Here is a 14,357-nt window from a genome sequence, read left to right as displayed (position 1 = left end):
AAAGCATTAAAAATAGGGTGTCTTACTTTTACACCCTACTTTTAATGCTTTAAACATACTAGTTAAAACAAGCCCCCTTGAACAGAACCTCTTGTCTTTCCTAAATGTGTATAGGCTAATTCCGTTACTTCCCTTCCACGAGGTGTACGCATAATAAAACCTTGCTGAATTAGAAAAGGCTCATAAACCTCTTCAATAGTTTCGGCACTTTCACTAACTGCGGTAGCCAGTGTAGTGATTCCAACAGGTCCACCTTTAAACTTATCAATAAGTGTGGTTAAAATCTTATTATCCATTTCATCCAAACCATGAGCATCTACATTAAGCGCTTTAAGCGCAAATCTAGATATTTCAATATCAATAGATCCATTCCCTTTAATTTGGGCAAAATCACGTACCCTACGCAATAATGCATTAGCTATCCTAGGTGTTCCTCTACTACGACCTGCAATTTCGAATGCAGCTCGTTCATCAATAGGTACATTTAATATCGAAGCACTTCGTTCTACAATTCCTGCCAATAATTCAGTAGTATAATACTGTAATCTGGACTGAATTCCAAAACGTGCTCTCATAGGAGAAGTTAACAACCCGGAACGTGTAGTAGCACCAATTAAAGTAAACTCATCTAAATGAATTTGAACTGTTCTAGCATTAGGGCCACTTTCTATCATGATATCAATCTTAAAATCCTCCATTGCCGAATAAAGATACTCTTCTACTACGGGACTTAAACGATGAATCTCATCAATAAATAACACATCTCTGGGCTCTAAATTAGTTAACAATCCTGCCAAATCACCCGGTTTATCCAATACAGGACCCGAAGTAATTTTAATGCCCACTCCAAGCTCATTTGCCAATATATGAGCAAGTGTTGTTTTTCCTAATCCTGGAGGTCCATGAAACAACGTATGATCCAAAGACTCCCCTCTCATATTAGCGGCTTTTACAAATATCTCTAAGTTTTCGAGTACTTGAGATTGTCCCGCAAAGTCACCAAAGCTTAATGGACGTAAAGCTCTTTCAATATCATGTTCTTGTGGAGTAAAATTCTCTCCCGTTGCGTCTAAATTACTATTCAAAATAACTGTATCTAATGTAGATTATAAAAATAGGTAAACTTCATAAATAAGGAATTAACAAAAACAAAAAAAGCCCTCTAAAAGAGGGCTTTCAATATATAAGTACATCCTAGTGATGCAATTCTTCTTCGTTTTCCTGTAAAGGAACTACTTGAGGCGCATAATCCTGACCTGCTATTACATACTCACCATCAGCATTTGTTTTACTGTAATCATATGCCCAACGATACACAGTTGGCAGTTCACCGGGCCAGTTACCGTGTACATGCTCAACTGGTGTAGTCCATTCTAAGGTATTTGATTTCCATGGGTTTTGTGTTGCTTTTTTACCATAAAAAATTGATGATATAAAGTTATACAAGAAAACCAATTGAGCTGCTGCAGTTATGATTGCAAAAACAGTAATCAAAACATTGGTATCAGCTAAATCATCAAAGTATGGGAAATTAGTATACGTATAATATCTACGAGGTAATCCAGCCATTCCTACAAAATGCATTGGAAAGAAAACTCCATAAGCACCTATAGCCGTTACCCAAAAGTGTACATATCCTAAGTTCTTATTCATCATACGACCGTACATTTTTGGGAACCAATGGTAAACCCCTGCGAATAAACCATACAATGCAGATATCCCCATTACTAAGTGGAAGTGTGCAACTACAAAATAAGTATCATGCACGTTAATATCTAATGTACTATCTCCTAAAATAATTCCTGTTAAACCTCCTGTTATAAATGTAGATACTAAACCTATTGAAAATAACATACCTGGATTAAACTGTAAATTACCTTTCCATAATGTAGTAATATAGTTAAATGATTTTACAGCAGATGGTATTGCAATTAATAATGTTGTAAATGTAAATACCGATCCTAGGAATGGATTCATTCCAGATACAAACATATGATGACCCCATACAATTGTAGATAAGAAAGCAATCGCAATGATTGATCCTACCATGGCACGGTAACCAAAAATTGGTTTACGAGAATTTGTCGCAATAATTTCAGAAGTTATACCTAAAGCTGGTAATAATACAATGTATACTTCAGGGTGACCTAAGAACCAAAATAAGTGTTCAAACAATACTGGTGACCCCCCTTGATTATGTAACACTTCACCTTTAATAAAAATATCACTTAAATAGAATGAAGTACCAAAACCTCTATCCATAATTAATAACAATGCTGCCGATAATAATACTGGGAAAGAAACAATACCGATAATTGCAGTAACAAAGAATGCCCAAATTGTTAAAGGCATACGCGTCATTGACATTCCTTTTGTACGTAAATTAATTACAGTTACTACATAATTTAAAGATCCTAATAATGAAGAAGCAATAAATATTGCCATAGACACTAACCATAATGTCATTCCCATTCCAGATCCTGGCATTGCTTGTGGTAAAGCACTTAATGGAGGATATATTGTCCAACCTGCAGCTGCTGGCCCAGCCTCTACAAATAAAGAAAAGACCATGATAATGCTACTCAAAAAGAATAACCAATAAGACACCATGTTTAAAAAACCTGAAGCCATATCACGTGCTCCAATTTGCAATGGAATTAATAGGTTACTAAATGTACCACTCAATCCTGCTGTAAGTACAAAGAATACCATAATGGTACCATGAATTGTTACTAAAGCTAAATATACATTAGGATCCATCACTCCATCAGGAGCCCATTTCCCTAACAATACCTCAAAAATTGCAAAAGATTGTTCAGGCCATGCAATTTGCATTCTGAATAATATCGACATTGCAATACCTATAATACCCATAAGCAAACCAGTAATTAAATACTGCTTTGAAATCATTTTATGGTCTTCACTAAAAATATACTTAGTGATGAATGTTTCTTTGTGATGTCCGTGTCCGTCTGCTGACATAATTTAAAACCTTTTGTATGTTTTCTATTATAAATATCTTATAAATTATTGATACTATATATCGAACAAATTATAAAATTATACTTCTCTTGTTAAATTGCTCCTATGTTTATTTAGAAACTACTTGTCTGAATGTTTTTTGTTCTGCTATCCAATTATTATAATCTTCTTCAGATTCAACGATAATCTTCATTTGCATATTAAAGTGCGATGCTCCACAAATTTTATTACACAATAAATAGTAATCAAATTCATAAGGCTCTAATGCTTCTTCACCTTTAGCTAACAAATCTTTACTCTTAGCTTTTCTGATTGTATTAATTGTTTCAACTTTTTCTACCATAAACTCAGAAGTTCTCATTTCTTCAGTAGTTTTTGTAGGCGTATATGAAAACTCAGTAATCATTCCTGGTACCACATTCATTTGTGCTCTAAAGAAAGGCATGTAAGCTGAATGCAATACATCCTGAGATCTCATCTTAAAAATCACTTTTTTACCTACTGGTAAATGCAATTCATTAACAATAATATCATCTTGAGCATAGTTATCAGAAGCATCTACACCTAAAATATTTACGCCCTCAATAAAACGGACATTTGCTTTTCCCAATTCATTATCCGCTCCAGCATAACGTGCTCTCCAGTCAAACTGATAAGCATATAATTCAACTACTAAAGCATCTTCATCATCATCAATACTCATAATATCTACCCATGTATACAATCCGTAGATAATTAATGCTGCTAATGTAACAATTGGAATAGCTGTCCAAATAATCTCAAGTAAATTACTATCTGCAAAAAAGGTAGCTTTATTTTCTTTTTTTCCACGGTATTTATAAGCAAAAAAGTGTAATAAACCTTGTGTAATGATTTGAACAAACATGATCAACACTACCGAGATCATCATTAATCTATCATAATCTGTTCCGTGCTCAGAGGCAGCTTCAGGTAAAAAATAACTATCGTACTTTACAAAACACCAAACTGTCAAAAAATATAAAAAACCTACAAATGCAAGCATGAGCTTTCCTTGCATGGAATTGTCTTTATCATTAGCCACTTGTGAATTATCGGCTGATCCTTGAGACAATTCTAATATTTTAGAAAGTTGCCAAAAAGTGATACCCAAAAGGGCTACTACTAGTAAGATTAAAAAAATCGTCATTGTAATCTATCTTAATTTAATGTCTAAATTCTATTAATAATGGAAATGTTTACTCTCTTCAAGTAATGGATTCCCTTTAGGTACTAATGGTGCTTTTGTTAGTGCATTAAACACAACGTAAATGAAAATTCCTAAAAATAATAATACTGCACTTATTTCAGAAATTCCAATAAACCATGATTTACCAACTGTAGCAGGCATTACCATATTAAACACATCAATATAGTGACCTAATAATATTACAATTCCTCCCATAACTACTAACCAATTGATTCTTTTGTAATCTGAATTGATTAATAATAATATTGGGAATAAGAAATTCATTATTAACATACCAAAGAATGGTAATTTAAAGTCATTTATACGTGTTATAAAATACGTTACCTCTTCAGGTATGTTTGAGTACCATATTAACATAAATTGAGAAAACCATAAATACGTCCAAAATACACTAATACCAAACATGAATTTAGCTAAATCGTGAATATGACTATCATTTACCTGCTCTAAATATCCTTTAGATTTCAAATAAATAGTAACTAATGCAATTACAGTAATTCCACTTACAAATAAACTTGCAAACACATACCATCCAAACAATGTACTAAACCAGTGAGGATCAAAACTCATAATCCAATCCCATGACATCATTGATTCTGAATAAATAAAGAATACCAAAAATACGGCTGCTAATTTAAAACTCTTTTTGTACCATACATTCCCTTCTGGACTTTCATCTTGATTACGAGAATACTTTACTGCAAAGTGACGATATAAACTCCACACTCCAATGTAAATAGCTGCTCTAATTAAAAAGAAAGGTACATTTAACCATCCCGATTTCCCTTGTATTAGCTCATCATGAGCAACAACTTCTGGATCCATCCAAACAAACAAGTGATTCATATGGAAACCAGACAATGCTAGAATCACAAATAGTATAATCCCTCCAGGTAATAAGTAAGCAGTAATACCTTCCATTACTCTTAATAACAATGGTGACCAACCAGCTTGGGCAGCAAATTGAATCGCATAAAATGCTAATACCCCTAATGCAATCATAAAGAAAAAGAAAGCTGCTACATATAATGCAGCCCAAGGCTTATTCTGTAATTGATGCAATACATGTTCATAATGTTTATCGCTATCATGCGCATCATGAGATTTAGCAGCGTGTGCACCATGCGTATCTGCTGCTTTATGAGTGTCGTGACCATGCCCATGTTCTGCTTTGTCATGAGCTCCGTGAGCTGCTGCAGGTGCATGAGCTGCTCCATGAGCATCATGATGACTTGCTAATTGCTCTTTTACTTCCTCTATTGTACTAGGTGTAGTAGTAAAACCTATAGCTAACCCAATAGCTCCTACAACCATCAATATGATAGGAATTAATTTTAAATTTTTTGATAACGTATACATATCTTAAAAAAATCGTTAATCGTGCTTAATTATTTTTTACCAGCTTCTTTGTGTGAATGATGTGATTTACCTCCCAATAGATCTTTCTTACTATAAGAAACTTTATCTTTTACATCTTCTTTAATCTCTGAATGCTCATCAAATTCACCTTCAAACTCTACATCGGAACTATAATATCCTTCTGTATTAGCTAATAAAGCGTCAACTATTGAAACATCTGATTTACTACCAGAAACTTTATCTATTCTTGGTTTTTTACCCTCTAATGAAGCTTTTAAAGACTCCACATACTGAGCAATTTGCCAACGCTCTTCAATGCTTGTTTGAGCAGCATATGACCCCATAGAGTTGATACCATAATACATTACATGATATATACTACCAGCAGTTATATTACGTCCTGGGTCATCATAACTAGGTACCCCCAATATTTTTTCTCTTTTTACTAAAGTTCCTTTTCCGTTTCCTTTACCACCATGACAAATAGCACAGTAAATATCATATAATGCTTTTCCTTTAGCTGCATTCTCCTTGGTGTAAGGCAGTGGATTTTTCAATCCTGCTTTAGCAGACGCATAACCTGCTGGAGAATTTGTATAGTCATATGGCAACCATCCTCTTTTAACTGTACCTTCGACAGGTAACAAAGCTTCGGATGTATTATTATCGGCAAATACTTCGTGAGAACTATAAGCTTCATAGCCTACAGACTCATACATATTTGGAAAATACTGATAGTTTGGCTTTTTCTTACTATTACAAGAAGTAACCAATGCAACAGCTGCAAACGCAAATAGTGAATTAATTAATGTTCTCATAAAGCTACTCCTTATCTTTTAAATTAATTTCTACAGCACCAGTATCCTTCAAAAATGCTGTTAACTCATCGACATTTGTATGACTTGCATCAACCTCTACTAAAAAATGATCATCAGTAGTACGCTCATCTGGGTTTTCAGCTTTTTTAAATGGCCACAATTTACTTCTCATGTAAAATGTTATTACCATTAAGTGAGCTGCAAAAAATACCGTAAGCTCAAACATAATTGGAATAAACGAAGGCAAGTTTTCGATATAACTAAAACTTGGTTTCCCTCCGATATCCTGTGGCCAGTCTTCAATCATGATGTAATTCATCATGGTAACGGCTACAGTTAAACCAACTAATCCATATAAAAAAGAGCATATAGCCAAACGTGTGTGTGGCAAGCCCATCAATTTATCTAATCCGTGCACTGGAAAAGGTGTAAACACCTCTTCAATGTGGTAGTGCTTAATTTTTAATGCTTTTACTGCATCCATCAGTACCTCGTCATCAAGGTAATAGGCATGAACAACTTTTGAAGCCATCTATAGTTACTTTTATAGTTTAGTGATGGTCGTCTTGACTATCCGCTAATAATTCAACAATTCCTTCAGCTCTTTCATAAGTAGGCTTTCCGGCCTCTCTTAATTTCTTATACTTCTCACCTGAAGATTTAAGTATCGATTTCACTTCCGCTTGAGCAATTACAGGGAATGTACGCGAGTACAACAAGAATAACACAAAGAAGAAACCAATGGTACCAATAAATATTCCGATATCAACAAATGTAGGTGAAAACATAGTCCATGATGATGGTAAATAATCACGGTGTAGTGATGTTACAATAATCACAAAACGCTCAAACCACATTCCTATGTTTACCACAATTGATATAAAGAAAGAAAACATAATACTTCTTCTCAACTTAGGAAACCACATAAATTGAGGTGAAAACACATTACAAGTCATCATTGACCAGTATGCCCACCAGTAAGGTCCAGTTGCTCTGTTTAAGAAAGCATACTGCTCATACTCTACTCCAGAATACCATGCTACAAAAAGCTCAGTAATATATGCCACACCCACAATAGATCCCGTTAACATAATAACGATATTCATTAACTCGATATGTTGAAGTGTGATATAATTTTCTAAGTTACACACCTTACGCATGATTATAAGTAAGGTATTTACCATGGCAAAACCTGAGAAAATCGCCCCTGCCACAAAGTAAGGAGGGAAAATTGTCGTATGCCAACCTGGAATCACCGATGTAGCAAAGTCAAAGGATACAATGGTATGTACAGAAAGTACTAATGGAGTTGCTAAACCTGCCAATACCAATGATACTTCTTCAAAACGTTGCCAGTCTTTAGCACGACCAGACCAACCAAAAGAAAGTACGCTATAAATCTGTTTTGTAAATGGTGTTACCGCTCTATCACGTATCATTGCAAAATCAGGTAACAAACCAGTCCACCAAAATACTAATGAAACCGAAAGGTAAGTTGAAATTGCAAATACATCCCAAAGTAATGGCGAGTTAAAGTTTACCCATAACGAACCAAATTGGTTAGGTATCGGTAATACCCAATATGCTAACCATGGACGCCCCATGTGTATAATTGGAAATAAACCTGCTTGCATTACCGAAAATATGGTCATAGCCTCCGCAGAACGGTTAATTGCCATACGCCATTTTTGACGGAATAATAATAATACTGCTGAAATTAATGTTCCTGCGTGTCCGATACCTACCCACCATACAAAGTTGGTAATATCCCAGGCCCATCCTACTGTTTTATTTAATCCCCAAGTACCAATTCCAGTTGAAATGGTATAGGTCATACAACCCAATCCCCATGCAAAAGCTACAAAGGCAATTGAAAACACAATCCACCATTGTTTATTTGCTTTTCCTTCCACAGGCGCGACAACGTCCAAAGTTACATCGTGGTAACTTTTATCGCCTGTTACAAGAGGTCTTCGTATAGGTGCTTCGTAATGAGACATAATATACTATCTATTAGTTTCTTTGTTAATTAATTAAGCTTCTTTTGTGTTACGTACTTTTACTTGATACTGCACATTTGGTTTTGTTCCAACATGCTCTAACAAGTGATACATACGATCTCCTTCTAATGATTTTGCCACTTTACTTGACTTATCATTAATATCTCCGAATGTAATAGCGCCACTAACACATGCATTTGAACATGCAGTCTGGAATTCACCATCCTTAATGACACGTCCATCACGCTTAGCATCTAAAATAGTCTTCTGCGTCATTTGCATACACATTGAACATTTTTCCATTACCCCACGAGAACGCACTGTTACATCTGGATTAACCACCATACGACCTAAATCATTATTCATATGGAAATCAAACTCGTCATTTTGGTTATACAAGAACCAGTTAAAACGACGCACTTTATAAGGACAGTTGTTTGCACAATAACGTGTACCTACACAACGGTTATATGCCATATGATTTTGACCTTGCTTACCATGAGAAGTTGCCGCTACTGGACAAACTGTTTCACATGGTGCATGATTACAATGCTGACACATTACAGGCTGAAAAGCTACCTGAGGATTCTCTGAAGCTACTTCAAGCTCTCCAAATCCAGATAAACTATCACCTAAACCATCAAATCCATCTTTAGTTTCGTTATCCCCTTCAAATGTTTCTTCCGAAGAATAATACCTATCAATACGCAACCAGTGCATATCACGAGACCTACGTACCTCAGACTTACCAACAACAGGCACATTATTTTCTGCATGACATGCTACTACACACGCCCCACAACCTGTACATGCATTTAAATCTATAGATAAATTAAAGTGATGACCAATTGTTCGATCAAACTCATCCCATAAATCCACATCTGGAGAAGTTACTGGTGTTTCCTCATGATCCAATGAAACCATTGGAGTCGGATTATAAACTGGCTTATCTTTAGTATTAAATATCTCTAAAGTCGTTTCTTTTATAATATCACCACGACCCATTAATGTTTTTTGCAACTGTACACAAGCAAATTCATGCTCTCCTCCAGCTTTATCAACCTTAACCGATTGTACATTATTAAAGTTTTGATACAATGAAAAAGCATTCACCCCAACTTGCATCTCTTCTTTTAATCCTTGCTTTCTTCCGTACCCCAAGGCCAAACCTACAGATCCTTTAGCTTGACCTGGCTGAATGATCACTGGTACATTTTCTAAGGTAGCACCACCAACAGTTACTGTAGCATAACTACCATTTAATGCTCCGTTAGCTACATTTTTGTTTTCCAAACCTAAGCTTGCTGCATCAGCCTTAGAAACTGTTAAGTAGTTATCCCAAGAAGCTCTTGTTAATGGATCTGGCAATTCTTGCAACCAAGGGTTAACAGCTTGATTACCACTACCCATAGCTGTTTTTGTATATAATGTAAGCTCTAAACCTTTCGCTTTCGCTGAAGTTAAACTTCTAACAGATGTAGCAAACGAACTTGTAAAAGCAGCTGCCTCTGCACCTTCTTCAACATCACCTTCAGCGGCAACACTAGACACAACAGCTGTTTTAAACACACCATCATGCAAGGCTTTATTAAACGAAGCTCCACCTAAAATAGAAGACTTCCATACATTTTTCATGTACGCGTCATACGTCAAACCAGAACCAATTAATTGCAATAATGTATCCTGAAATTGGCGTGTTTTAAATAAAGGTCTAATAGTAGGTTGCACCAAACTATACACCCCCTTATTGATTTCAACATCACCCCATGATTCTAAATAATGTGGAGTTGTTGCAACAAATTCACATAAAGCGGCAGTTTCATCATTACTTGAAGCAAAAGAAACTGTCACCCCTACCTTTTTTAATCCACTAACAAACTCCTTTGAATTTGGTAATGAATACACAGGATTCACTCCTGCTATTAATAATGCTCCAATTTTACCAGCATTCATATCCGCAACCAAAGCGTTTACCTTAGCAGCATCACCTTGACTGGTTAATTTAGGTCGCTCAGCATTAAATACTTTACTCCCTAATTTATTATTAATTGCTAAAGCAATTACTTGTGCATCTTTATCTTGAATACCCGTAACAACCACTGCTTTACTACCAGCAGCTTTTAATTGTTGTGCCGCTTTTTTAGCCGCTTCATTTATTGGAGCTGGTAAGCTTGCATTTACAGCATACCCCATTACATACCCATACAACGCAGCCAATACTTGCTTCTGTTGTGATGGCGTAGTCGGAATACGCTTATCAGCATTTGCTCCAGACAATGTCATATTAGCTTCAAACTGTACGTGACGTGACATTTTTCCATGCTGAGGAACACGTCCTTTTGCATATCCAGCATCATATCCTCCACCTTGCCAATCACCCACAAAATCAGCACCAACACTTACTATAGTTGACGCTTTTTCAAAGTCATAATCAGCTAATCCACGAACACCATACACCTGCTCATAAGCAGCTAAGGCTTCAGAATTAGAAACTGAATCATAAATTACATGAGAAACATTTGGATATTTAGAAGCAAATTCACCAATTAATTTATCCGTTGAAGGACTAGCAAAAGTCTGTGTCAATAACACAATTTTACCAGAAACCCCACTCAACTTTGATGCTAATTGTTTATCAAACTTAGCCCAATCAGTAGATTTACCACCAATTTGAGGAGTTTTTAAACGCGTATTATCATACATTGACAATACCGAAGCATGCACACGTGCATTAGCCGCTCCATTTGCACCCGCTAAACGATTGCTTTCAATTTTAATTGGCCTACCTTCTCGAGTTTTCACAAGTACATTTGCAAAATCAAATCCATCTGCAATAGTAGTTGCATAATAGTTAGCAACCCCAGGAACAATTTGCTCCGGTTGCACTACATAAGGAATAGCTTTTACAACTGGGCCTTCACATGCCGCTAATGTAGCAGCAGCAGTACTAAACCCAACATACTTCAAAAAATCTCTACGTGATGTAGAAGATTCATCAAGCATTTCTTTATCTCCCAAAAACTCCTCTACAGGAATATCCTCAGAAAACTCATTTTGCTTGAGCGCCTCAACCATAGAGCTATCACTTAGCTCCTCAACACTTTTCCAGTATTTCTTGTTTGATGACATATATATAACTTATTTGCTTCTTAAATTATTTTTAAAGTTTCCAACTCTCAATACAATCTCAAGAGTAGACCGACTTCTCGGCAAGAATAAAAACCTTCTTAATAGTGACACTTTCCACACTCTAAACCACCCATTTGAGCAGCCGTAAGCTTATCCACACCATACTTTTTCGAAAGCTCCTCATGAATTTTTTCATAATAAGCATTTCCTTCCACCTTTACATTAGTCTCTCTATGACAGTTTATACACCAACCCATAGTTAATGGCGCATGCTGATACATAATCTCCATTTCCTCCACAGGACCATGACATTTTTGACATGCAACTCCAGCTACCATTACGTGCTGCGAGTGATTAAAATATGCAAAATCTGGCAAGTTATGGATACGCACCCACTTTACAGGTTCTGTTTTACCTGTGTAAGCTTGCTTATCCGCATCCCAACCCACAGCTTTATACAACTTCTGAATCTGTTTGTTATAATCCACTCCATACTCAGCCAATCCTTCTGCTTGTGTCGCCTCAGCAACCTCGCCAATTGACTTATGACAGTTCATACATACATTTAACGAAGGTATACCTGAGTGCTTAGATACTCTAGCAGACGAGTGACAGTACTTACAATCTATCTTATTATCACCCGCGTGAATCCTATGCGAATAATGAATTGGCTGCACCGGCTCATACCCTTGATCAACGCCAACCTGCATCAAATACCCATACACAAAATAGCCACTTAGCAAAAGTAAAAATACCGCAGAAACCAATAATAGAAATTGATTCTCAATAAAAGCTTTCCAAATTGGCTTTCTTTCTTCTTTAACTGGCAAGTCAATATTGTTAGCTTTCGCAAATTGACGCAATGTTTTGTTCACCATAAACAACACCCCTACCAAAACAAGCAACACAACAGCCAACAAACCTAAAACCCAAGAATTCACAGAACCTGAACCCGAGTCATCTGTTGCTTTCTGAGCTCCACCCACAGGAACTGCACCTGGAGCAGGAGCTGCTTTTGGCTCCATTACATAAGCTAATATATTATCAATATCCGCATTTGATAATTGCGGAAATGAATTCATTGGCGTCTTATTGTATTGCTCATAAATCTCAATAGCTTCAGCGTCTCCCGAAGCAATCAAAGCAGTACTATTTTTTATCCATTTATAAAGCCACTCCGTACTATGACGCTCCGTAACACCAAATAGCGCTGGACCTGTTGCTTTTTTGTAACGTTTGTGGCAAGCTGCACATAATGAATTAAACAACTCTTTACCTTTTCCCGCATCGGCTTGAGCGAAAGCAGTTGTTGTTGTCGAAAACGTAAGTAGAAACGCAAGACCTAAAAGAAGTAGTTTAGAAACCGAATTTCGGTGTTTTACCTGTCTCATATTAAATTATAGAGTTATCATCTAATTTTTGGCATGAATTCTGTAGTTATTAATCACAAAAAAGCATGCATAAATTTGCAGAGCAAAAGTACTACATAAAGTCGGTTCGCAAAATGTTAGCCAAAGCTTAAAACCTAATTTATAAAAATTCTAAATAAAGATTTCCTATAAGAGTATAAGCTTTTCTTTTACATTTGTATACATCATAAATTACAACCCAATGAAAGACAGATTTAATTTTTTTTCATTCCTTTTTTTACTATTAAGCATAGCAAGTCAAGCTCAAAATAGCTCTGACAACGCTAATTCTGAAACCAATAGCCCCGCCACAATTAACATAAATGTTGATCCAAATATTGAAAAATTAGTCAAAACTAAATTTTCTGAAAACAATAAAGACAATTACAAAATACAATTGTACTACGGGAACCTGAATAAAGCACACGCTGTTTTAAGCAATTTCAACACAAAATTTACCGATTGGCCTGGAAAAATAGAATACGAAACTCCCAACTACAAAGTCTGGGTAGGCAATTTCCAAACAAGATTAGAAGCAGATAGAGCCCTAATGAAAATAAGCAAAAATTTCCCCCATGCTTTTATTTTTAAACCCGAGAAATAAATCCCTATAAAATCACAAGTATAGAAACCAAAATACCACAATTAGAATATCTAATTATGGTATTTTTTTTTGCATTCAACTTAAAAACTCAGCTGTTTTCTCCTCTATCATTTAGTTTGTTTTTCATAAACTACTTTTCCAGGAATACCGATCGTATCATCTAATAACGATTCAGAAAACCGCTCTATTACAACTTCACTAACAATTGGAAATTCCTCAACAACTGTTTCAGAAAACCTAAGCAGTATTTTTGTTTCTTCCTCATTTAAAGACCAAGTCATGGGATTCTCTTCGTACTCAACACAAGTTAAAGGAAAAGGAGTTGTCTGCCCTTCTGCCTGTCCATGAATATTAGCTTTAAACAAACCTGTTCCATCTGGATTAAGAGTTATATTTTGAATTAAACACGGCAACTCTATCTTATAATCCCTACTTGGAATTCCATCATTATTAAAATCATAAGCTTCATTAACCAGAAACTTTGTTCCTATCCAATCCCCACTAAAATCCATTTCTTTTGAATTGGAATTATCATCATCATTAGAGCAATTTGAAAGCAACAAGGCTAGTAATACCAAGGGTAATAGATTGATTTTTTTCATTTTTTATATTTAGTTTATATTGATGTTGTGTTTTCATTTAAAATTCTTCATTATTCAATACCAGAATACCTAAATTAGACTTCACCTCAATAAGATGAATAATCAGAAGAAAGGTTGCGTCAAAATATTGGCTAATATTAAGATACAAATAAGAACACCACATATATACTACACCCTAGCCCTTGAACAATAAATTATAGGATTTGCGAATAAATATTTCACATAT

At 35.5% G+C, this 14,357-nt stretch carries 10 protein-coding genes and 1 pseudogene; 1 reads left to right on the top strand and 10 read right to left on the bottom strand.

Annotated elements, in window-relative coordinates; translation table 11 throughout:
- Positions 1-62 precede the first annotated feature (62 nt).
- From ruvB to KQA_RS0201345, 9 genes and pseudogenes are all read right to left on the bottom strand, one after another.
- Positions 63-1,085, bottom strand: coding sequence for a Holliday junction branch migration DNA helicase RuvB (ruvB, locus tag KQA_RS0201385; RefSeq protein WP_010177378.1), 1,023 nt, complete (start codon positions 1,083-1,085; stop codon positions 63-65).
- Positions 1,086-1,194: 109 nt separating this feature from the next.
- On the bottom strand, positions 1,195-2,982 hold the full coding sequence (locus tag KQA_RS0201380; RefSeq protein WP_010177377.1) for a cytochrome c oxidase subunit I: 1,788 nt from the start codon (positions 2,980-2,982) through the stop codon (positions 1,195-1,197).
- Positions 2,983-3,091: 109 nt separating this feature from the next.
- The gene (locus KQA_RS0201375; protein ID WP_010177376.1) at positions 3,092-4,150 is read right to left on the bottom strand and encodes a cytochrome c oxidase subunit II; all 1,059 of its coding nucleotides are present in this window, start codon (positions 4,148-4,150) and stop codon (positions 3,092-3,094) included.
- 33 nt (positions 4,151-4,183) lie between these two features.
- Positions 4,184-5,569: a quinol:cytochrome C oxidoreductase gene (locus tag KQA_RS0201370; RefSeq protein WP_010177375.1), complete on the bottom strand. Its 1,386-nt coding sequence runs from the start codon at positions 5,567-5,569 to the stop codon at positions 4,184-4,186.
- Positions 5,570-5,598: 29 nt separating this feature from the next.
- Positions 5,599-6,387, bottom strand: a complete 789-nt coding sequence (locus KQA_RS18295) for a c-type cytochrome (RefSeq protein ID WP_010177374.1) — start codon at positions 6,385-6,387, stop codon at positions 5,599-5,601.
- Positions 6,388-6,391: 4 nt separating this feature from the next.
- Complete coding sequence (locus KQA_RS0201360) at positions 6,392-6,919, bottom strand: DUF3341 domain-containing protein (RefSeq protein ID WP_010177373.1); 528 nt, start codon at positions 6,917-6,919, stop codon at positions 6,392-6,394.
- A gap of 88 nt (positions 6,920-7,007) precedes the next feature.
- A pseudogene (gene nrfD, locus KQA_RS0201355) lies at positions 7,008-8,387 on the bottom strand (NrfD/PsrC family molybdoenzyme membrane anchor subunit); the annotation flags it as partial.
- Between the two features lie 33 nt (positions 8,388-8,420).
- A complete protein-coding gene (locus tag KQA_RS0201350) occupies positions 8,421-11,516 on the bottom strand; it encodes a TAT-variant-translocated molybdopterin oxidoreductase (protein WP_010177371.1) in 3,096 nt (1,031 codons plus the stop codon).
- Positions 11,517-11,614: 98 nt separating this feature from the next.
- Positions 11,615-12,907 (bottom strand): c-type cytochrome, encoded by a 1,293-nt coding sequence (locus KQA_RS0201345; protein ID WP_010177369.1) that lies wholly within the window; start codon positions 12,905-12,907, stop codon positions 11,615-11,617.
- Between the two features lie 220 nt (positions 12,908-13,127).
- Between KQA_RS0201345 and KQA_RS0201340 the strand changes: the two genes are divergently transcribed.
- Positions 13,128-13,529 (top strand): SPOR domain-containing protein, encoded by a 402-nt coding sequence (locus KQA_RS0201340; RefSeq protein WP_010177368.1) that lies wholly within the window; start codon positions 13,128-13,130, stop codon positions 13,527-13,529.
- A 107-nt stretch (positions 13,530-13,636) separates the two neighbouring features.
- Here the strand turns inward: KQA_RS0201340 and KQA_RS0201335 are convergent, their stop codons facing one another.
- Positions 13,637-14,131, bottom strand: a complete 495-nt coding sequence (locus KQA_RS0201335; RefSeq protein ID WP_010177367.1) for a hypothetical protein — start codon at positions 14,129-14,131, stop codon at positions 13,637-13,639.
- Between the last annotated feature and the right edge of the window lie 226 nt (positions 14,132-14,357).

Source organism: Aquimarina agarilytica ZC1 (assembly GCF_000255455.1).
Taxonomy (GTDB): Bacteria; Bacteroidota; Bacteroidia; order Flavobacteriales; family Flavobacteriaceae; genus Aquimarina; species Aquimarina agarilytica.
The sequence above is the reverse complement of the archived record's forward strand: the minus strand, read 5'-3'. Positions and strand labels throughout refer to the sequence as shown.

Coding starts and splice junctions, on each gene's coding strand:
- KQA_RS0201380 (WP_010177377.1), bottom strand. CDS start 2,982: ATGTCAGCAGACGGACACGGACATCACAAAGAAACATTCATCACTAAG.
- KQA_RS0201375 (WP_010177376.1), bottom strand. CDS start 4,150: ATGACGATTTTTTTAATCTTACTAGTAGTAGCCCTTTTGGGTATCACT.
- KQA_RS0201370 (WP_010177375.1), bottom strand. CDS start 5,569: ATGTATACGTTATCAAAAAATTTAAAATTAATTCCTATCATATTGATG.
- KQA_RS18295 (WP_010177374.1), bottom strand. CDS start 6,387: ATGAGAACATTAATTAATTCACTATTTGCGTTTGCAGCTGTTGCATTG.
- KQA_RS0201360 (WP_010177373.1), bottom strand. CDS start 6,919: ATGGCTTCAAAAGTTGTTCATGCCTATTACCTTGATGACGAGGTACTG.
- KQA_RS0201350 (WP_010177371.1), bottom strand. CDS start 11,516: ATGTCATCAAACAAGAAATACTGGAAAAGTGTTGAGGAGCTAAGTGAT.
- KQA_RS0201345 (WP_010177369.1), bottom strand. CDS start 12,907: ATGAGACAGGTAAAACACCGAAATTCGGTTTCTAAACTACTTCTTTTA.
- KQA_RS0201340 (WP_010177368.1), top strand. CDS start 13,128: ATGAAAGACAGATTTAATTTTTTTTCATTCCTTTTTTTACTATTAAGC.
- KQA_RS0201335 (WP_010177367.1), bottom strand. CDS start 14,131: ATGAAAAAAATCAATCTATTACCCTTGGTATTACTAGCCTTGTTGCTT.